This is a genomic window from Hymenobacter sp. (genome assembly GCF_031398885.1).
Taxonomy (GTDB): Bacteria; Bacteroidota; Bacteroidia; order Cytophagales; family Hymenobacteraceae; genus Hymenobacter.
Genome location: NZ_JANNOD010000059.1, coordinates 35571 through 55360, shown reverse-complemented (window position 1 = coordinate 55360; position 19790 = coordinate 35571). Strand labels below are relative to the sequence as shown.

The 19790-nt window shown below is 69.5% G+C and carries 13 protein-coding genes; 9 read left to right on the top strand and 4 right to left on the bottom strand.

The window, feature by feature from the left end:
- The first annotated feature begins 56 nt into the window (after positions 1-56).
- The 8 genes from RMO51_RS12240 to RMO51_RS12205 all read left to right on the top strand — a co-directional run bounded on the left by RMO51_RS12240 (position 57) and on the right by RMO51_RS12205 (position 10560).
- A complete protein-coding gene (locus tag RMO51_RS12240; protein ID WP_310395005.1) occupies positions 57-899 on the top strand; it encodes a hypothetical protein in 843 nt (280 codons plus the stop codon).
- A 99-nt stretch (positions 900-998) separates the two neighbouring features.
- Positions 999-2021 (top strand): hypothetical protein, encoded by a 1023-nt coding sequence (locus RMO51_RS12235; RefSeq protein WP_310395003.1) that lies wholly within the window; start codon positions 999-1001, stop codon positions 2019-2021.
- Positions 2022-2146: 125 nt separating this feature from the next.
- Positions 2147-3496 (top strand): hypothetical protein, encoded by a 1350-nt coding sequence (locus tag RMO51_RS12230; RefSeq protein WP_310395000.1) that lies wholly within the window; start codon positions 2147-2149, stop codon positions 3494-3496.
- The gene (locus tag RMO51_RS12225) at positions 3474-5501 is read left to right on the top strand and encodes a hypothetical protein (RefSeq protein ID WP_310394998.1); all 2028 of its coding nucleotides are present in this window, start codon (positions 3474-3476) and stop codon (positions 5499-5501) included. Before RMO51_RS12230 ends, RMO51_RS12225 begins: the two co-directional genes overlap by 23 nt.
- Before the next feature lie 226 nt (positions 5502-5727).
- Positions 5728-6837: an aminotransferase class I/II-fold pyridoxal phosphate-dependent enzyme gene (locus RMO51_RS12220; RefSeq protein ID WP_310394997.1), complete on the top strand. Its 1110-nt coding sequence runs from the start codon at positions 5728-5730 to the stop codon at positions 6835-6837.
- Positions 6834-8066: a hypothetical protein gene (locus RMO51_RS12215; RefSeq protein ID WP_310394996.1), complete on the top strand. Its 1233-nt coding sequence runs from the start codon at positions 6834-6836 to the stop codon at positions 8064-8066. The genes RMO51_RS12220 and RMO51_RS12215 overlap by 4 nt, the downstream gene beginning before the upstream one ends.
- Before the next feature lie 52 nt (positions 8067-8118).
- Positions 8119-9630, top strand: coding sequence for a dipeptidase (locus RMO51_RS12210; protein WP_310394994.1), 1512 nt, complete (start codon positions 8119-8121; stop codon positions 9628-9630).
- Between the two features lie 102 nt (positions 9631-9732).
- Positions 9733-10560, top strand: coding sequence for an amidohydrolase family protein (locus tag RMO51_RS12205; RefSeq protein ID WP_310394992.1), 828 nt, complete (start codon positions 9733-9735; stop codon positions 10558-10560).
- A 156-nt stretch (positions 10561-10716) separates the two neighbouring features.
- Here RMO51_RS12205 and RMO51_RS12200 read toward each other — a convergent pair whose 3' ends face one another.
- A complete protein-coding gene (locus tag RMO51_RS12200; protein ID WP_310394990.1) occupies positions 10717-11304 on the bottom strand; it encodes a transposase in 588 nt (195 codons plus the stop codon).
- Between the two features lie 139 nt (positions 11305-11443).
- Complete coding sequence (locus RMO51_RS12195) at positions 11444-12820, bottom strand: sigma 54-interacting transcriptional regulator (protein WP_310394989.1); 1377 nt, start codon at positions 12818-12820, stop codon at positions 11444-11446.
- 295 nt (positions 12821-13115) lie between these two features.
- On the opposite strand from RMO51_RS12195, the gene RMO51_RS12190 reads away from it, so the two are divergent.
- Positions 13116-14012 carry a DUF6929 family protein gene (locus RMO51_RS12190; RefSeq protein ID WP_310394987.1) on the top strand — a complete coding sequence of 299 codons (897 nt, stop codon included), beginning with the start codon at positions 13116-13118 and terminating at the stop codon, positions 14010-14012.
- 298 nt (positions 14013-14310) lie between these two features.
- Here RMO51_RS12190 and RMO51_RS12185 read toward each other — a convergent pair whose 3' ends face one another.
- Together RMO51_RS12185 and RMO51_RS12180 are read right to left on the bottom strand one after the other, a co-directional pair.
- On the bottom strand, positions 14311-14568 hold the full coding sequence (locus RMO51_RS12185; protein WP_310394985.1) for a PID-CTERM protein-sorting domain-containing protein: 258 nt from the start codon (positions 14566-14568) through the stop codon (positions 14311-14313).
- 94 nt (positions 14569-14662) lie between these two features.
- Positions 14663-19684: a fibronectin type III domain-containing protein gene (locus tag RMO51_RS12180; protein ID WP_310394984.1), complete on the bottom strand. Its 5022-nt coding sequence runs from the start codon at positions 19682-19684 to the stop codon at positions 14663-14665.
- Positions 19685-19790: the final 106 nt, after the last annotated feature.

Genomic DNA, 19790 nt, shown 5'->3' with positions numbered 1-19790 from the left:
GAATTGGCACTGGGATTGAAAACAGGGAGGCATCTCTCATTCATTCCTTGTCAGCCATGCACAACATCGACCGCACCCTTCAGGAGTTCGAATCCGGGGCCGCCGCCAACGGCGAATTTGAAAACAGCTACGAAACCAACGGCGAGTACGCCCAGGAATACGGCCAGGAAATGGGGCAGGAGTTTGGCCAGGAATTCAGCGGCGAATTCAGCAACGAGAACTTTGAGCTGAACGGCGAGGAGGAAATGGCGGTCCAGCTGCTGGAAGTGACCAACGAGCAGGAGCTGAACCTGTTCCTGGGCGACCTCATGGGCCAGGCCGCGGGCGCCGCCTCGCGCCTCATCAGCTCGCCGGCCGGGCAAAGCGTGGGCCGCTACCTGGTTAATTTCGGCACCAAGACCCTGCCGCAACTGGGCGGGCAGTACGGCGGGCAGGCGGGCGCCGCGCTCGGCAGCCGGGCCGGCTCGGCCCTGGGCGGGCGGCTGGGCCCCGTGGGCGCCCGCGCCGGGGGCTGGCTGGGGGGCAAAGCGGGCGGCTACGCCGGCACCCAGGCCGGGCAGTGGGCCGGCACCCAAGCCGGCAACTGGGTGGCCGACAACGCCAAGCGCGTGTTCGGCCTGGAGCTGGAAGCCCTCAGCCCCGAAAACCAGGAGCTGGAAATTGCCCGCTCGTTCGTGCGCTTTGCCACCGACGTCACGCGCCGCGCCAACCAGGCCCTGAACCGCAACCCCAACCTCAGCCTCGGCGCCCTGGGGCGGCAGGTGCTCAGCGCCTCGGCGCCCGCCCACGCCCCGGGCCTCATGACCGGGGCCCTGCAGCAGCTCAGCGGGCCCGCCCGTCGGGCCCGCCGCGGCACCTGGGAGCGGCGCGGCGGCACGGTGGTCCTCCACAACGTGTAGCGGCCCCGGCCCTGATTCAACGATTTTCCGCCACGGTTGCCGGGGCGAATGCACCGGGCCACTCTCTACTTTTTTCACTCTTCACTTACCCCCAATGCCATGTATAACAACGAATTTTCTCAGGAATTTGAGCAAGCCATCGGCCAGGAACTGGAAGCCGGCGGCCAGGCCATGGAAACCTACGAGTTTAGCCCCGAATTCATGGGCGAAACCACCGGTGAGGCTCAGGGTGAGTCGTTCGAAATGAACGGCGAGTACAACGGCGAATACAATGGCGAATACAATGGCGAGATGAGCGGCGAGCTCAACGAGACGCTGGAAATGGAGCTGGCCCATGAACTGCTCGAAGTCAGCAACGAGGAGGAGCTGAACCTGTTCCTGGGCAAGCTCATCAAGGGCGCCGGCCGGGCCATCGGCAACTTCGCCAAGTCCGGCGTGGGCCGCGCCATTGGCGGCGTGCTCAAGACGGTGGCCAAAAAGGCCCTGCCCATTGCGGGCGGCGCGCTGGGCACCTTCTTCGGCGGGCCGCTGGGGGCCTCGGTGGGCAGCAAGCTGGGCGCGATGGCCGGCAACCTCTTCGAGCTGGAGCTGGAGGGCCTCAGCCCCGAAGACCAGGAATTTGAAACGGCCCGCGCCTACGTGCGCTTCGCCAACTCGGCCGCCAGCCGCGCCGCCGCCCTGCAGAGCCAGCGCCGCGGCACGCCCGCGCCGGCCGTGGTGCGCCAGGCCCTGACCGGCGCCGCGCGCCAGCACGCCCCCGGCCTGCTGCGCCCCCGCAACGCCAACGGTACGTTCCGCTCGGGCGCTGGCCGGCCGGGCCAGGGCCAGGCTCAGGCCGGGCGCCGGCCCGCGCAGGGCGGGGCCCGGCGTACGTCATCGGGCGGCCGGCGCCCGGCCTACGCGGGCGGGGGCCGGCCGGCCTACGGGTACTCGGCCAGCCCGGGCCCGAGCCAAGCCTACGCGGCCTCCGATTACGGCGCCGACCAGGGCGGCAACGGCTACGACCCGTCCGGCTATGACGGCGGCGCCGACCCGGGCGACTACTCGTCGGTAGGCGGCGGCGGGGGCGGCACCCGCGGCACCTGGATGCGCCGGGGCCGCACGCTGATTATTCAGCTGTGAGTGCAGAGGGAACGAGCGAACAGCGCGCGGGCGGCTGCCTGCGCCGCGGCTAAGCCTAGAAAAAACCGCTGCCCGTTCCCTCATTCCTTCCCTCTTCTTTTTCCTCTCTCAACTCTTTCGACGCCATGCGCTCCGCCGACGCTACCCGGTTTCTGGTGAACGAAACGCTGGCCCTGGTCAGCCGCCTGCGAACCGTGCGCTCGTTTTCGCTGAGCACGCCCATGGTGCTCGCGGCGGCGGTGTCGGCGCCGGCCCAGGCGGCCATCAATGCCCACTTGGCCCACGTGGCGTTCGACCTGCGCCGCAAGCTGCGCGCCTTCGTGGCCTGGCTGCGCAGCCCGGATAGCGCCGGGCTGAGCGCGGCCCAAACCCAGGCCCGCTACGTGCTGCTCAAGCTGCGCTTCAACAACCTGCTCGACCAGGTCGACATCTTCGCCGACGTGCTGAGCCAGCGCAGCGAGCACGGCATCGGCACCTGGGTGGCGGGGCTCGACGTGCTGGCCGAGGACGCCCTGGCCCTGCCCGGCGGCTACTATACCCCGCCGCCGCTGGTGTGCTTCCTGGAGCGCGGGCACGGGGCGGCCATCCGGCGGGCCCGCACCCGTCTGCCGGGCGGCGACCAGAACCCGGTGGGCGTGATTCAGATTCCGCGCGAGCGCATGATAGGCTCGGGCATTGCCTCTTCGCTCATCCACGAAGTAGGCCATCAGGGCTCGGAATTGCTGGGCCTGACCACCTCGCTCAAGCAGGTGCTGGAGCAGCGGATGGCCGCCGGGCCCAAGGCCGAGGCCCTGCCCTGGCAGCTGCTCAGCCGCTGGCTCAACGAAATCCTCTCGGACTGCTGGGCCCTGGGCCACCTGGGCATCACGGCCACCTACGGCCTGCTGAGCGTGGTGAGCCTGCCCAGCTACTTCGTGTTCCGCATCGGCACCGACGGCCCGCACCCCTTCCCTTGGATTCGGGTGAAAATCAGCCTGGCGCTGGGCGCGGCCCTGTTTCCGCACCCGCAGTGGGCCGCCCTCGGCCGGCAGTGGGAAGCCCTCTACCCGACCACCGAGCTGAGCGCCGACAAGCGTGACCTCATCCGGCGGCTCGAAGCCGTGCTGCCCGCCTTCGCCGGCCTCGTGCTGGGCCACCGGCCGGCGGCCCTGCGCGGGCGGCGGGTGGCCGACGTTTTTCCCGCAAACGAGCGGCAGCCCGACCAGCTCCGTGCCCTCTACGATGCCTGGCAGCAGCAGGCCGGCCAGCGCGAGCAAAGCGCCCCCTCGCTGGTGTTTGCCGTGGTGGGCCAGGCCAAGGCCGACGGCCGCATCTCGACCGACGAGGAGGTGCGCGTGCTCTCGCACATGCTCTCGCACTGGGCCCTGAACCGGGCCCGCAACTACTGCGCCGCGCCGGCCCTGCCGCCGCCCGCCGCCCCCCGTTCCACTTTAACCCTAAAACCCCGTACCCATGCTCCGCGAATTAAGCATTGACGCCTCGCAGGTGGCGCTCGGCGACGACTCCACCCTGACCCTGACGCTCAGCACCGACCCCGAAGGCAAGTCGCTGGCCGACGCGCTGGGCCAGCGCGGCACCGTCAGCCTGAACTTTGACCACCTGGCCGACGGCCGGGCGGCCCAGTCGCACCTGTTCACCTACACCGTCGACAACGACCAGCTCCACCTCAAAGTCGGCCCCGAGCCCACCGACGGGCTCGTGCTGTTTGGCAAGCTGGCGGTGGTGTCGAAAAAGGTGTCGCTGGCCGACCAGCTCAGCGTGGACCTGGTGTGGGACGTGCGCACCTGGGACGCGCCCGGCACGTTCACCATTGCCGGGGCCGTGGCCGGCGGCGGGCAGGTGCCCCCGCGCGGGCGCTTCGGCCGCGACGCCGCCGTGAACGCCTCCATCTTCGACTTCGGCCCGCTCAAGCTGCGCGTGCAGGAGGACGAGGAAACCCCGCCCGTGCGCGTGACCATGAACGAGGCCAAGCGCGAACAAACCTTCGACCAGGCCCTGTGGGGGCTCATCCGCCGCCGCACCCTCAACTTCAGCGCGTACCGCGGCTTTATTGACCGGGTGCTGTGCACCCGGGAGGGCGCCGAGAGCCAGGACGCCCGCAAGTTTGCCAGCGCCCGCCAGCTGCCGTTCAGCCGCTCGGCCTCGTACTCCATGCTGAAGTACGCCACCGAGTTTTTCGTGATGCAGGAAGCCGGGCTGGCCATCGACGGCGAAAGCGCCGGCCGCGCCGGCAACCTCAACTTCACCCGCCCCGACCGCCGCGGCGACACCGCCGAGGCCCGCCGCCTGGGCGGGCCGGCCTTCGGCATCGGGGCCCTGCGCGAGGACTACCTCGAACAGCTCGAAAACGAGGAGGGCAAGGTGCTGCCGTACTTCAAAATCATCCGCGAGAAGCTCTCGGAAGTGCCCTTGAAGGACCCGCAGGACCTGGCCGGGGGCGACGACGTGTGCTACGGCATCCTGAAGTCGAAGCTGCAGGCGCCGCCGCTCATGGAGCTGATTTGGTCGTACTGGCACGAGGAGGGCGGCCTGGTGCAAACCATGAACGCCATCAGCCTGCGCTTTCAGAACGTGCGCCGCGCCGGGGCCGGGGCCGACCCGCTGGCCGGCATGGCCATCGACCCGCTGCGGCCCCTGAGCAACATCATCTGGGGCTACATCGAGGACGAGCGCAACCGCCTGACCATGAACCGCCGCAACCTGGAGTACCAGTACGAGTACGGCTTCGGGCTGATTGGGCGCGGGGTGCAGAACATTGCCGCCGCCGAGCACCGCACGTTCTTCCTGCGGGGCTTCCACAGCCTGCTGCGGGCCTGCACCGAGTTTTACCAGCAGGCCAACTTCACCACCGTGATTCCCGACGGCTTTCCCATCCTCAACCACCTGCGCGAGGTGCACCTGACCCTGGCCGAAGGCGCCCACAACCAGTACGGCGACCTGCCCTGGACGGCCCGCGTGGAGATGCTCACCCAGCAGTGGATACTGGCCCGGCCCGAGGTGCGCGAGTTCCTGGGCGGCCGCATCATGGTGCCCTACACCGAGCCGTGGATGGACCGCGTCGACAACATGAAGAGCTTGCAGGGCTGGACCTCGACCAACATCACCCACTTCCGCGACCTGGGCGCGTTCGGCGAGCAACTGCTGCTGAGCATCCGGTACGGCTCCTGGAACAGCCCGGCCGTGGGCGGCACCAACGCCGCCAACTGGGCCCACTACTGGCGCGAGGAAATCCAGCGCTACATCCACGCCTACAAAGCCGTGACGGGCATCGACCTGGCCACCGACCTGGGCGACGTGCGCCAGGCCGCCCCCGACAACGAGGAGCGCTACCTGCAGCCGGCCCAGCTCATCGAGCGCCAGAACGCGCTGCAGCAAGGCCAGCTCCGCCGCAACCGCCAGCTCAACGGGCAAAACGGCCAGGCCACCCCGCCCCGCCCCATCATGGCCCCGGTGCCGCGCCGCCCGGCCATTAACGACTGACGCCTGCGGCTTCATCTTAATGAGGAATGAGGAATGAAGAATGAGGAATTGAGCGGCGGCCGTGCAGCGCGCGGCGCAGCATCCTGCCAGAAAAAGTAATTCGACCGTTTGGCCACCGGGATTAGTCAGCAGGCAAGATGCTGCGCCGCGCGGCCGCCACACAAGCGCGACGTCCTAATAATTCCTCATTCCTCATTCCTCATTCTTCATTAATCCACAGGCGCCCATGCTGGATTTCACTTCCGCCCTGTACCTGGGCCCGCGGGTGCTGCCACCGCCCGCGGGCCTCGTGCTGACCACCGGCCGCCCGGCCGCACTGGGCGAGGACGACCGGGCCCGGGAAGTGGCCCAAACCGTGGCCCGGCGGCAGGGGCTGGAAGCGGGCCTGTTGGCCCCGTCCACGCTGCACTTGTTCTGGGACGTGTTCGGGCTCATGCCGCCCCACGGGGTGCTGCTGCTCGACCGGGCGCTGTACCCGGTGGGGCAATGGGGCGGCCTGCGCGCCCGTGCGCTCGGCCGGCCGGTGGTGCAGTTTCGGGCCGATGACCAGGCTGGCCTGGCCCGCGTGCTGCACGCTTACGGGCAGCAGGGCCGCACGCCCTGGCTCGTGTCCGACGGCTGGCGCCCCGGCCGGGGTGCCGCCCCGCTGGCCCGGTACCGCGACCTGCTGGCGCCCCACCCCGGCGCCGTGCTGCTGCTCGACGACACCCAGGCTTTCGGCGTGCTGGGGGCCCGGCCGGGCCCGGGCCAGCTGCTGGGGCAGGGCGGGGGCGGCAGCCTGTCGTGGGCCGGCCTGGCCGCGGAGGCCGGCCCGCCCGAGCTGCTCACCATCACCTCGCTGGCCAAAGGCTTGGGGGTGCCGGTGGCCGTGCTGGCCGGCCGCGCCGCCCGGGTGGCGCAGTTCCGGCGGCACTCCGAGACGCGGGTGCACACCAGCCCCGTGTCGGGGTGGCACGCCTGGGCCGCCCAGGCCGCCCTGCGCCACGATGCCCGCCGCGGCGACGCCGCCCGCCGCCACCTGGGCCGGCGCATTGCGCAGTTTCGGCGGGAGCTGACGCGGGCCGGGCTGCGGCCGCGCGGCGGGCTGTTTCCGGTGCAGAAGCTGGTGCTGGCCCGCACCACGGCGGCCCTCGGCCTGCACCAGCAGCTGCGCCAGGCCGGCTTGGCCACCGTGCTGCTGGCCGGCGAAGCGCGACCCGGCGTGCCCGAAATAGCCTTTTGCCTGCGCGCCGACCACTCCGCGGCCGACATCAGCCGGGCCACTGCCGCGTTGGCGGCCCTGGCCCGCCGCTCCGATTGGTTTACTGCCTCAACCCCTGTCTCTCCCTCGCCATGAATCCAACTTCCACCGTTTCGGCCCGCCGCAGCCGCCCCAGCCTCGCCGCGCGCGCCGCCGTGGCCATCATCTACCTCAAGGTGGGCAATGTGTTGCGCGTGCCCCTGCGCCGCACCCGCACCGGCGGGGCGCACGGCTGCCAGCAGCACCCCGAGCGCCAGTTTATTACCTGGTTCAACCGCATGATGGCGGCCCGGCCGGGCTTCCCGGCGCAGGTCAAAAGCATCTTGCTCATTACCGGCGAGCCGCTGTGCGCCAGCTGCTACCGGGCGCTGGCCCGCTACCTGGGCCGCTTCCACCTGGCCGGCAAGCTGCGCCTGCGCCCGGCCGGGCCCGCGCCGGGCGGCTGCGGCTGCTGGGGCCGGTGCGGTTGCGGCGGGGCCGTTCCCCGGCGGTTTGGCAAATTGCTCCTCGACGAGGTTCTTTTCGAAAGTGAGCTTGAAGCCGAGGGCTGGTGGGAGCGGGCCAAAGATTTGGGCCGGGCCGCCGTGCTCACGGGCGCGCTGGCCCTCGGTCCCAGGGTGTTGCCCCAGCCCGTGTACAACATGGCCAAAGCCGCCGCCACGGCCCAGGCCGAACGCCGCAAACGGCAGCAGGCCGTGGACGACAACACGCCCCAGCGCCCCGACCCGGGCCGGGAGGAGCTGAACGAAAGGGCGGGCAGCTCCGAATTGGGGCGCGCGCTGGCCGAGGAATTTGAGTTTGGGTACGAGCTGGAAGCGCCGCCCGTAATCGATGCGCGCATCGACGTGTTTGCGCAGTATGCCTTGCAGCGCATGTTGCGCAGCGACAGCCTGGGGGAGCGCGGCGACGCCCTGGCCATGCTGGCGGCGGTGAAACGCCAGGGGCCGCTCGGCCTCAACGGCATTTACAAAGAAGACGAGCGCGCGCCCGCGCTCTGGGCCCGCCGGCGCGGCAAGGGCTGGTGGCAGGTGCTTGGCAGCGACAAGGAAATAAGAACGGCCCTGCTGGTGTGGGCCGACCCGGCCCTGCCCAGCGGCCCCTTCCGGTACCTGCTGGTGTTCCGCGACAGCATCCGCAGCAACGCCGCCGTGCTCGACCCTGCGCTGCGGCAAGCCTGGCAGATGCTGGTGCGGGTGCGCGACGCCAAACTGGCCAACCCCGCCCTCACCCCCCGCCAGGCCTGGATGGCCCAGACCGGCACGACCATTCCGGCCACCGAACCAGGCAATTCGTCGGCAATTTTTCGGCTGCGGCTGGTGATTTAATGCCCGCGGGCCACTGCTTGCGCCGTCGGGCCGCTATTTTTCTCAACTCGCCATGGCCTCGTCAATTCTTCAAGCCGCCGCTCCCCGCGTTGCCCCGGTGGGCGCGCCTGTTCATCCGCCGCCGAGCCGTGGGCCTGCCGCTTGGTCGTCCCGGTTTCTGGCCGAGCTGCAAGAGCTCGTGGCCTTCCCCAGCATCAGCACCGACCCGCAGTACGCCGGGGCGGTGCGGGCCTGCGCGGACTGGCTGGCCCGGCACCTGCGCGGCCTGGGCCTCGACGGCGTGCGCGTATTCGAGACGCCGCGTCACCCGGTGGTGTACGCTGAAAAGCGGGTGCATCCGGCCCGGCCCACGCTGCTCATCTACGGGCACTACGACGTGCAGCCCGTGGCCCCGGCTGCTGCCTGGACGGTGCCGCCCTTCGGCGGCCTCGTGCGCGGCCCGCGCCTCTACGGTCGCGGCGCCTCCGATGACAAAGGTCAGTTCTTTACCCACCTCAAGGCCCTCGAAATCCTGTTGCAAACCGGCCGCCCGCTGCCCCTCAACGTGAAAGTGCTGCTCGAAGGCGAGGAGGAAATTGGCAGTCCGCACCTGGGCGCTTTCATTCGAGAGCACCGCGACCGGCTGCGCGCCGACTGGGCCGTGCTCTCGGACACCAACCTGCTGTCGGCCGCGCAGCCGGCGCTGACTTACGGCCTGCGCGGCAGCCTAAGCGCCGAGCTGGAAGTGCACGGGCCCGCGGCCGAGCTGCACTCCGGCATCTTCGGCGGGGCCGTGCTCAACCCCCTGCAAGCGCTGTGCGAGCTGCTGGCCGGGCTGCACGACCGGCACGGCCGCGTGGCCCTGCCCGGGTTTTACGACGCCGTGCGGCCGGCCGCGCCGGCCGAGCGCGCCTACCTGCGGCGCCACGGCCCGCCCGATGCGCAGCTGCTGCGCGAGGCGCAGGTCGGGCAGGGCTGGGGCGAGGCCGGCTACAGCTTATACGAGCGCACCACCCTGCGGCCCTCGCTCAGCATCACGGGGCTCGGCGGGGGCTACCAGGGCGCGGGCATCAAGTCGGTGATTCCGCCGCGGGCTGCGGCCAAGCTGAGCTTCCGGCTCGCCCCCGGCCAGGACCCGCACGCCGTGGAGCGGCAGCTGCGGCAGTACCTGGCCCGCCGCACGCCTCCGCAGGTGCGGGCCACGCTCACGGCCCAGCTCCACGCCCGGCCCTACACCGTGGCGCCCACCCACCCGGTCATGCGGGCCGCGGGCCGCGCCTACGCCACCGGCTTCGGGCGGCGGCCGGTGCTGCAGCGCTCCGGCGGCACAATCCCGGTCGTCACGCTTTTTGAGGAAGAACTGGGCATCCCCACCGTGCTCATGGGCTTTGGGCTGCCCGACGACCGCAAGCACGGCCCCGACGAATTCCTGCACCTGCCCAACTTCTGGCGCGGCATCCAAACCAGCCTGGCCTTCATGCGCGAGCTGGGCGCATTAGGCCGCCTTCGTAGTGGGACGCAGCCTTTGCTGCGTCAATCATCGGGACAGGAGCGGGAGGTATTTGCCGAGCCAATCACTCAATAACTGTAAGTCCTGGCCGTAGTCTCATCAACTGGTTTCATTGCCGTTGTTGCCGATTTTCCTTAACGCCTGACGCAGCGAAGGCTGCGTCCTACATTTTTTGCCATGCTCATCATCGACTGCCACTGCCACGCCGGGCGCGGCGACGGCCTGACCGGGCCCTGGGACACCGACGCGCCGCTCAAGCCCTACCTGGCCTGGGCCGACGAGGCCGGGATTCAGCGCACGGTGCTCTTCGCCGCGTTCCATTCCGACTACGCCGCGGCCAACCGCCGGGTGGCGCAGCTGGTGCGCCAGCAGCCGGAGCGGTTCTACGGCTTCGCCTTCGTGCACGCCCAGCGCGACCGGGGCCGGGTGCTGGCCATGGTGCGCACCGCCGTGGAGGAGTACGGCTTCGTTGGCATCAAGCTGCACCGCTTCGACGCCCGCATCAGCCGGGAGGTGTGCGACGTGGCCCGGGTCTTTCGCCTGCCGGTGCTCTACGACGTGGTGGGCGAAGTCTCGGTGGTGGACCTGCTGGCCACGCAGTACCCGGACGTGAACTTCATCATCCCGCACCTGGGCTCGTTCTCCGACGATTGGCGGGCCCAAACCGGCCTCATCGACTACCTCGTGCGCTATCCCAACATCTACGCCGACACCTCGGGCGTGCGCCGCTTCGACATCCTGCTGCGGGCCGTGGAGCGGGCCGGGCCCACCAAGTTTCTCTTCGGCTCCGACGGCCCGTGGCTGCACCCGGGCGTGGAGCTCAGCAAAATTCACGCCCTGCACCTGGCCCCGGCCGAAGCCCAACTCGTGCTGGCCGGCAACCTGCTGCGCCTCATTGGCCGGGTGCGGCGGGAAGTGGGGGAAGGCGCCCAGCAGCGCGTGGCCGTGGCCGCCGAAGCCGCTGGCGCCGCCTGGCGCGACCCGTGGCTGGTGGCCCAAGACTAGGCCGTGGTCATCCGCGCAGCAAAACGCAGTGGGACGCAGCCTTTGCTGCGTCGAGTATGGCACGGTAATCGTCCGCACCTGCCAGGCGCCTGACGCAGCAAAGGCTGCGTCCCACTGCCGTGCCGCCCGGTTGACGCAGCAAAGGCGGCGTCCCACTCACACCAGTTCGTGCCACTCTTGGGCTAAGTACGTGCCTTCCCATGCTTGCCATTGTGAGCATAGTCCAGCTTTTACCGGGTTATGCACCGTGTAGCGGACCGCTCGTGCCAGAGCCTCGGGCTGTCCTTCGCGCACCACGTGGTCGTAGCTTTCATCTTGCCAGAACCGGCCGTTGCGGCCCAATGCACGGTTGGCCAATACGGCCGTAGTGCTCTTGAACCGTTGCAGCACGCGGTAAAAAGCTTCCGGGCTGGCCAGCGGCAGCCGGAGCACCACGTGCAAGTGGTTGGGCATGGCGCAGGCCGCCGTAAGTTCGTAGTGGCCGTTGGCGGCCTGTTGGCGCAGGCCGGCCAGCACCAAGGCCGCAACCACCGGCTGGCGCAGCCAGGTGGGCCCGTAGCTGCCGGTTTCCAGTTGCTGCTCGTAGCTGGCAAAGCGTTGGCATTGCGAAGGCAAATCGGCGGCTGAAGTTCGCACGTCCTCCAGCACGGTTTGGGGCAGAGAACCGGCCAGGCGCATGGTCAGAAACAAGGCTGCACCCGGTGGATGTATGTGCGGCAAGTGCCGGCGGTATTGCGTGTGCACAGGCAGCGCGGGGAAAGTAGGGCGGAGCCTTTGCTCCGCCAGGTGCAAGGTAGGGCGGAGCCTTCGCTCCGCCAGTTGGGATGCGGCTGGGGCGGTGGCGGCGCGGGCGGCCGACGCAGCAAAGGCTGCGTTCTACACCTTACACCAGCCGCAGCTGGCCTTCGGGCTCGTCGCGGCGGTGCATCTGCAGGATTCGCTCGCTGCACCGCAGGCGCACGGCGGCCAGCTTGAGGTTGCCGCACTCGTGCGTGATGGCCACTTTTTTGGCAATTTCGGTGACCTGGTCTTTGATTTCTTTCAGCCCCAGGCCCTGGTAGAGCAGGGTCGTGACGCCGGCTTCCAGCTCATTGCCGGCCGGGCCGGCGGCCCCCAACTGCGCAAAGTCGGGCCAGTCGGCGCGCGGAATGTCGCCGATGGTGATGGGCCCCTCGCCCAGGTGCTTGCTGGCAATGCGGGTGATGAGCTGCTGCAGCTCGCGCACGTTGCCGGGGTAGTCGCGCAGTTGCAGGAAGTCGTAAACTTGGCGGTCCACCGGCTGGCGGATGCCGTGCTGCTGGGTGAAGAAATGTTCGGCCAGGGGCACGATGTCCTCTTTGCGCTCGCGCAGCGGCGGTAGGTGGCAGGTCCAGCCCGACACGCGGTAGTACAAATCCTGCCGGAACGCGCCCTTGTGCACCTCGGCCAGCAGGTCGCGGTTGGTGGCGCTCACCAGCCGGAAGCGGGCCTGCCGCCAGGTGTTGCTGCCCACCCGCTTGTAGGTGCCCTCCTGCAGCGCCCGCAGAAACTCGGCCTGCAGCGCCAGGGGCAGCTCGCCCAGTTCGTCCAGAAACAAAGTGCCTTCGTGGGCCAGGGCCACGGCCCCGTCGCGGGTGCTGATGGCGTTGGTGAAGGCCCCTTTTTCGTGCCCGAACAGCTCGCTGCCCGACAGGCCCGGAATCAGGTTGGTGCAGTCCACCACCACGCAGTCGCGCTTGGTGGGGCGCGGGTCGAGGCGGTGAATCTCCCGGGCCACCAGCTCCTTGCCGGTGCCGCTTTCGCCGGTTATCAGCACCTGGCAGCTGGAAAGGGCCATGTCCACGACCTGGCGCAGGGCGTCGCGCCAGCGCTCACTGCGGCCCACCAGGCGCCGCTGCAGGTCGGCCACCTGGGCGTCGAGGTCCTGCCAGTAGGCGAGGCGCGAGACGATGATTTCGACCGGATGGTCCACGTCGAACCAGGAGAATACATCGGCTACGCCGCTGCGCAGCAGGGCCCAGGTGCTGGTGCTCGACAACACGCCCACGCTCACGGCCAGCACGTTGGCATCGGGTGCGCGGCGGGCTTCGGCCACGGCCTCCAGCACTTCGGGCCCCGACGAGAGCGGGTCCAGGAACAGGATGCCCGCGCCGCCGGGCGCGTCGTGGGGGCGGCGGGGGCGCAGGTCGAGGCCGGCTTTTTCCAGTTGGGTGATGACCTCGGCCAGGCGGGCGTGCTGGCGCGTGAATGGTAGAAACCACACCGGATATGGGGTAGCCATTGCGGAGCAGGGTAAGATGAGAAGAAAAGCGGGAGTGGGAAGGGGGGCAAAGGTGCATAAATATTTATAATATACAATATTAATTGTTGAGAAAAAAACAGTTTTGCAAGCCGACGGCGCTGCGCGAAACCCGGGCATGGCCGCTCCGCACCCACCCGCGCTTGATTGCGCTGCCTGCTCCTGGGCTCGGCATTCCCGGCCGCCCGGCGGGTGTTTGCGCCGACCTTTGCCGGTGCTCCCGCGCCGGTAAGCGCCGCTACGGGGCCAGCTTCCGCGCCGCCTTGCTTGCTTGCTCATGACCGTCACCATCCTGTCCGAAACCGCTGTTACCGGCCTGCCCTCGGCTTCCGGGGTCGAGATTATCGGCGACACCGCCTACGTAATCGGCGACGACTCGGCCCGGCTGCATTTGCTGGATGCCGCTACCCTGGCGCCCACGGGACAGGTCCGCTTGCTTGATGCAGCCTCTACCGCTTCGGCCCGCCTGCCCAAGTACGACAAGCCCGACCTGGAAGGCCTGGCGGCCGTGACGTGGCCCGACGGCCGGGCCGGGCTGCTGCTGCTGGGCTCGGGCAGCCTGCCCAACCGGGCCCGGGGCTGGTTTGTGCCCACCGCCGAGGACCATCTGCCCGAAGCCCTGGACCTGGCGCCCCTCTACGCCCGGCTGCGGCCTTACCTGCCGGCCGGCGCGGTGCTCAACCTGGAGGCCGCCGCCACCTCGGCCACTGAGCTGCTGCTGTTTCAGCGCACCGTGGGGCGGGCCGACGCGGCTATCGTGTTTCGCCTGCCGCTGGCGGCCACGCTGGCATTTTTGCAAAGCGGAACCGCTGCCGAGGCGCCGGCCGTGCGGCCGCTGCTGGTGCAGTTGCCGAGCCTGGCCGGCTGCCCGGCCGGCTTTTCGGGCGCTACGTTCGCGGATGATTTGCTCTTCGTCACGGCTTCGGTGGAAGACACGGCCGATGCGGTGCTCGACGGGACGGTGCTCGGCTCCTTTGTCGGCCTGGTGGACCTGGCCGCCCAAGCGGCCACGTTCGGCCTGCTGGCCTGGGCCGACGGGCGCGCCTACCGCGGTAAAGTAGAGGGCTTGGCGGTGCGCCGCGCCCTGGGCCCCGGCCGCTGGGAGCTGCTGCTCGTGACCGACGACGACGCGGGCGGCAGCACCGCCGTAACGGCGGAACTGGCGTTGGACTGATGGAGCAGCTTTCCTACCCTCGGGTAGAGGAGTTAAAAGTTAAGAGTTAAGAGTTAAAATGTTGCTTACCTGATTTTTTAACTTTTAACTCTCAACTTTTAACTGCTTCCAACAACGTACCTGAACCCGCAAACTGCTGTGAAGCAAGGATAAGTGCTTCACGCCTCAGCATTCGCTGCGCTTGCGTTGAGCCGGCCGCTGCCAGTGGGCGCACGTCAAAAGCCCCGGCGCAAAGCGTCGGGGCTTTTGGTATTTGCAGAAAATAGGTGAGAGTAAAGAGTAATGGAAAGATGGGCGCTCAGTTGGCGGCGGGCGGCGAGGGGCGCCGGTGCTTTCGCAGGCGCTTCAGGCCCAGGCCCACGCCGGCGGCGAGCAGCAGCGAAACCCCGCCGTCGAGGGGAATGTCGGTGGGGTTGCCGCCGGGATTACCGGGCTCGGGCAGGGGCCCGCCGCCGCCCGGCTGGGCCCCCGCGGGCGCCGCCATGGCAAAAAGCAGGGCCGCGCTGCCAACGAAAATCCGGGCATTACGCAGGTTGAAAATCAGGTGCTTTTTCATGTTGGAGAAAAGATGAAGTGGGCCAGATTGGGCCGCTCCGGTTGCGCCTCGTGAGCGCCTGCACCCGGAGCGGCCCGGTGCTGGAAAGGAAGAATTATTCGATGACGAGCCGCTTGATTACCGGCGCTTCGGCCCCGCTCGTGAGGCGGAGCGCGTACACCCCGGTGGCTAGGCCGCGCACGTCGAAGCGGGCGGTGGCCCCCGTGCTGGTCAGGGCCAGGCGGCGCGTAAGCACCGTTTGGCCCAGGGCGTTGACAAGCTGCGCCGTCACGGCTTGGGCCGCGGGCCCGGCCGGCAGCACCACGGTGAACTCCTGCCGCGCCGGGTTCGGGAACAGGCTGACTTGGTCGGCTTGGAGGCCGCCGCGGGTGGCCGTCACGGTGCCGGGGCGGAACTCCAGCGCGAAGCGGGAGCCGCTGTCAAGCCCCCCCGCGGCCACCTGGAAGGCGTAGTCGGGCTGCTGGCTCAGGTCGACGAGCGCGCCGGTGAGGGCATCACGCAGGTAAACCGCCACCGGGCCGAAGTTTCGCAGCTCGTCGGCGGCCAACGCGTAGGTGCCGGGCTGGGGCACGCGCAGGCCCAGCGGCACGGTGCGGAACTGTGCGCCCAGCTCGGGCAGGCCGTTGATGCTCAGCTCGTCGGCCCCGGCCCGGCTAAAGAAGTTCACGGCCGCGCCGGGGTTGGCCAGCTTGTAGGCGTCGAAGCGGGCATCGGCCCCGGCCGTGGCTCCGGCCTCGAAGTACACCGTGGTCTGGTCAGAGGCGGAACCCGCCGCCTGGCCGCGCACGCTGAGCCGGGCCAGGGGCCGCGGGTCGATAGCGGAGCGGTTGAGGACGGAATTGGTAGCCGACCAGGTAGTAACGCGGTTGGCGTTGCTCAGGCGAAGCGTGCCGTTTTGGCCCGTGCCGGCCGTGCGCACGAAGAATCCCTGCCCGCTGGCAATGAGCGGGTCGCCGACGCCATTCTGGTAGCTGCGGTAGGTGCCGGCGTACGGACCGCTGCTCTGAAAAACGTACACGGCCCCGTTCAGATTCTGCAGGTTGTCGGCTCCGCCGGGGCCCACCGTGAGCGTGCTCCAGTCCAGCGGGCTGGGGTAGGGGTTGCCCAGCAGGTGCCAGCCGGCCTGCGCGGCGTTGGCGCCGTAGCCCAGGTTGGGCACCAGCACGGGCCCGTTGTTCAGCGGCCCCTGGAAGGTCACGGTTTCGGCCCCGCCGGCCTGCTTGGTGAGGCCCTGCGCGGGGCTCATCGGGCTGCCGAGGGTGGTGGGGGACGTCCAGCCCTGGTCGAAGGCGACCAGGGCGCCGGTGGCCGGCACCTGGGTCTGGTCGTAGGTAAAGGCCGTGGGGAAGGGCACGACGGTGGGCCGCACCAGGGCCGACGCCGCGTTGAAGGCCGCGTTCACGACCACCGGCGAGCCGCCCGTGGCCAACTGGCTGACCGGCGCGCCTCCCACCGGCGCGCTGAAGTGGCGGTAGCCCAGCCCCGCGTTCAGCGCGCTGCTCACGTAGCGCTGCACCTGCGCGGTGCCGTCCACGATGCCGCCGGTGTTGTCAACCAGGGCCGTGCCGGTCGGCCCGGAGAGCAGCCGCAGCGTCTGGGTGCCGAGGGCGAGGTTGCCGCTGGTCAGGCGCAGCACCTGGGCCACCTCCAGGCCGGGGTTGCCGTTGATGTTGTTGAGCAGCACCCCGGCGGCGTGGTCGACGACCAGCTCGCGCACCCGGCCGGGCAAGCCCTGCCCGGTGACCTGCGTGGAGGCGGACGGGTTGTTGTACACGTAGCGCGCGTCGGTGCTGAACGAGCGGGCGCCCGTCACCCGCACCGCGCCGATGTTCCCGGTCTGCGCGATGCCCTGCAAGTCGCAGATGCCCAGCGTGCCGCCCGCCGCGAGCGTGAAGCTGCCGGGGCCGGAAATAAACTCGCAGTTGTCGTTCAGCCGGCCGCCGTCCTGCACGACGAGGGCCTGGTTCACCACCAGCCCGCCGCCGAGCGTGGCCACGCCCGTGGGGGTCACGGTCACGTTGTCGTAGGTGCCCTGCACGGTCTGGGTCGTGCTCACAATAAGGTTGTTGGCCGCCGCACCCAGGGTGGTGAAGTTGGCCGGCCCGACTTGGACGCTGGCCTGGCTCGAAGCGCAGGTCTGGGTCACGTAGAACTGGTAAGCAGTGGCCGGGGTCAGGCCGTTGAGGGCCAGCGTGGGCGAAGTCAGGTTACCCACCGTGGTGCCGCCGGCCGAGCCGGGCACAAAGCCCGCGAGGCCGTATTCCACGGCGTAAGTCGCCGCGTTGGCCCCAGGGGTCCAGCCCAGGTCGGCGCTGGTGGTGGTGATGTTGGCCGAAGTCAGCACGGTGGGCGGAGCACAGACGGGTGCCGCACCCAGGGTAGTGAAGCTCACCGGCCCGACGCGGACGCTGTTCTGGCCCGAGGCGCAGGTCTGGGTCACGTAGAACTGGTAGGCCGTGGCCGGGGTCAGGCCGCCGGCGGTCAGGTTCGGAAACGGTAGGTTGGGCACCACGGTGCCGCCCGCCGAGCCGGGCGTGAAGCCGCTCAGGCCGTACTCCAGGGTGTACTCGGTCGCGCTGGCCCCCGGGGTCCAGGTCAGCTGGGCGCTGGTCGTCGTGATGTTGGCCGCGGTCAGGGCCGTGGGCGGGGCGCAGGTGCTGGGCAGGGCCGGGGGCGTGGTCACGCACAGTGTGAACGTCCCGTTGGCGGCCGTGGCGGGCGTAGCCGCGTAGGAATACACCCGCACGTAATAGGTCTGCCCGGCGGTTAGGTTGCGCACAATGACGCTGTCGATGGCCCCGGCGGTGGCCCCGGCCTGGTCGCCAACGTCCAGGTTGGTGCCGCTGGTGCAGGGGCCGGTGCGCAAGTTTACCACCAAATCCAGCCCGCCGGTGTTGGTCAGGGCCACGGCGGCGGCGGGGCCGGTCGCCACGAAGGAGTACCACACGTCGTCATCGGCCGTGCCGGTGCCGCCGCCGCTCACCCCCGACTGCGTGGCCCCGAACACGGTGCCGCTGGTGGGCGTGCAGGCGGTGGTGGTGGCCTGGGTCAACACCGTGGCCGCCGCGCACTCGTCGTTGGCCGGCACGTTGCTGGGCTGGTCCACGCAGATGGTGAAGGCGCCCGCCGTGGGCGTAAGCGGCAGGGCGTAGTAGCTGAACACCCGCACGTAGTACGTCTGGCCCACGACGAGGCCGGTGGCCAGCATGTCGGGCGTATCAGAGCTGAAGAGCGGCGTGGCGCTGGCCCCGGGGCAGCTGCCGGGGCCAAATAATTCGTGCACGAGGTCGGTGTCGTTGGTGTACACGTTTTCCGTCATCGTGATGCGGTGCTGGGCGCTGGTGGCCACGAAGGAATACCACACGTCGTCGTCGGCCGTGCCGGTGGCCGCAGACGGGCCGGCGGCGGTGGCCCCACCCACGGTACCGGGCGTGCCCGCGCAGGGCGAGGCCGGCGTCAGGGGCTGGGCATTCGCGCACAAGTCGTTAGCCGGCGCCGTGGTGAACGTCACCGTGGGCGTGGCCGGCGAAGTGGCTCCGGCCCCGCAGTTGCTCACGGCCGACACCGAGTAGATGGTGGCCGGCGTGAGGCCGGTCAGCGCCACCGGCGAGGCGGTGGGGTTGGGGCTCACGGTCTGGGCCGGGCCGCCCTGGGCTTGGTAGGTCACGGTGTAGGCGCTGGCCGAGGCGCTGGCCGCGAAGCTCAGGCTAGCCCCGGTGCTGGTGATGGCGCTGATAACCGGGGCTGTGGGCGGGGCGCATTCCGCGGCTTCCACCCGCACGTTGTCAATCCCGATGTCGGTGTTGCCGAATTCGCCGGTGCCCCGAAACCGGATGACGCTGGTGGCCGAGGTGCTGGGCACCGTCACGCTCTGGGGCGTGTAGGCGGCGGCCACGGTCAGGGTGAGCAGCGGCGTAGCGCCGAAGGTGGCCCCGCCGTCGGTGCTGAGCAGGACTTCCAGCTTTTCGGGGTTGCCGCCGGTCACGGTGGCCGCGTTCACGTAGTCGAAGGATAGCGTCTTGGTGCCGCCCGCGCTCAGGTCCACGTACAAATCGAGGCTGCCGAGGGTGCCGGCATTGGCGTAGGCGCTGTGGAAAATGGCGGCGCGGCTGCCCTGGCTGGCCCGGGGCGTGGGCAGGTAGCTGGTGGGGCTGCGCCAGGCGGCGGCGTCCCCGTCGTCGTCGCGCCGCCACGACTGGTCGCCGATGAGCGGGAAGGTGCGCCAGCTGGCCCCGGCCGCGTTGCGGGTGGCGCAGGCGTCGGTCCAGGCGGCTTCGAAGCTCTGGTTCACGGGCAGCGTGGCGTAGGTGGGCGGCGTGGTGCAGGGCGGGGGCGTGAAGGTGAAGGTGAGCCCGCTGGCGGGCTTGGCCGCCAGGTTGTCGGCGGCCACGGTGCTGCTGACCGCGGCCCCGCCGTCGAGGCTACTCACCGAGAGGAACGTGCCTGGCCCTTGGCCGCCCGCCGACCGCAGCCCCACCGAGGCACTCGCCCCCACCACCGCGCCGGCCTCGGGCCGGTACACCAGCTCGACCTGGTTGCTGCCCTCGCGTAGCTTTATTTGGAAGGACACGCTGCCGGCCGTGGCCTGGTAGTTCCAGCCCCAGTTGAGCCACTCAAAGGTGAAGACCCGACTGCCGGGGGCGCCCGTCGTCGCGTAGCTCGCCCGGCTGTTGGGCACCGCCCCTTGTAGGTCGTCCCAGAGGCCGGCGATGAGCGGGTCGCTGGCCGGGGTCACGAAGGCGAATCCGTTGCCAAAGGTGGAGTTGTTCAGGGCCGGGTTGAACGTGAGGTACCCGTCCGAGGTGGCGATGACCGAGGTGTAGTTCACGCCCTCAAACTGAAAGGTGAAGCCCAGCGGGATGGCCGGCGTGTTGCCCGTGTCCACGCGCAGCCCCGGCGTGAGGGTGGGGCCCGCCAGCTCGGTGAACGTGCCAGTGCTCGGGGCGAAGGCGTAGTTGGCCACGAGCTGGGCGCGGCTGCTCAGGGGCAGGGCCAGCCCCAGCACAATAAGCCACACCAGCACAAAAAGCCAGGTGAGCAGCCGCTCGGTTGGCGCGGGCGCTTCGGGGCGGGCAGACCGCGGGGGCGCCAGGGCGGGGGTAAGGTTAGTCTTCATGGGTTTTGCAGAAGGGTTTTGGGAAAAAATAAAGGAATGCGCCGGGTCGTGCCGGCACCGTCGAGGGGTCCGGCTTAAGCTGCTGCAAATCAATCTTTAATCCATG

Excerpts from the sequence above, each read along its gene's own strand:
- RMO51_RS12240 (WP_310395005.1), top strand. The coding sequence starts at position 57 with ATGCACAACATCGACCGCACCCTTCAGGAGTTCGAATCCGGGGCCGCC.
- RMO51_RS12235 (WP_310395003.1), top strand. The coding sequence starts at position 999 with ATGTATAACAACGAATTTTCTCAGGAATTTGAGCAAGCCATCGGCCAG.
- RMO51_RS12230 (WP_310395000.1), top strand. The coding sequence starts at position 2,147 with ATGCGCTCCGCCGACGCTACCCGGTTTCTGGTGAACGAAACGCTGGCC.
- RMO51_RS12225 (WP_310394998.1), top strand. The coding sequence starts at position 3,474 with ATGCTCCGCGAATTAAGCATTGACGCCTCGCAGGTGGCGCTCGGCGAC.
- RMO51_RS12220 (WP_310394997.1), top strand. The coding sequence starts at position 5,728 with ATGCTGGATTTCACTTCCGCCCTGTACCTGGGCCCGCGGGTGCTGCCA.
- RMO51_RS12215 (WP_310394996.1), top strand. The coding sequence starts at position 6,834 with ATGAATCCAACTTCCACCGTTTCGGCCCGCCGCAGCCGCCCCAGCCTC.
- RMO51_RS12210 (WP_310394994.1), top strand. The coding sequence starts at position 8,119 with ATGGCCTCGTCAATTCTTCAAGCCGCCGCTCCCCGCGTTGCCCCGGTG.
- RMO51_RS12205 (WP_310394992.1), top strand. The coding sequence starts at position 9,733 with ATGCTCATCATCGACTGCCACTGCCACGCCGGGCGCGGCGACGGCCTG.
- RMO51_RS12195 (WP_310394989.1), bottom strand. The coding sequence starts at position 12,820 with ATGGCTACCCCATATCCGGTGTGGTTTCTACCATTCACGCGCCAGCAC.
- RMO51_RS12190 (WP_310394987.1), top strand. The coding sequence starts at position 13,116 with ATGACCGTCACCATCCTGTCCGAAACCGCTGTTACCGGCCTGCCCTCG.
- RMO51_RS12185 (WP_310394985.1), bottom strand. The coding sequence starts at position 14,568 with ATGAAAAAGCACCTGATTTTCAACCTGCGTAATGCCCGGATTTTCGTT.
- RMO51_RS12180 (WP_310394984.1), bottom strand. The coding sequence starts at position 19,684 with ATGAAGACTAACCTTACCCCCGCCCTGGCGCCCCCGCGGTCTGCCCGC.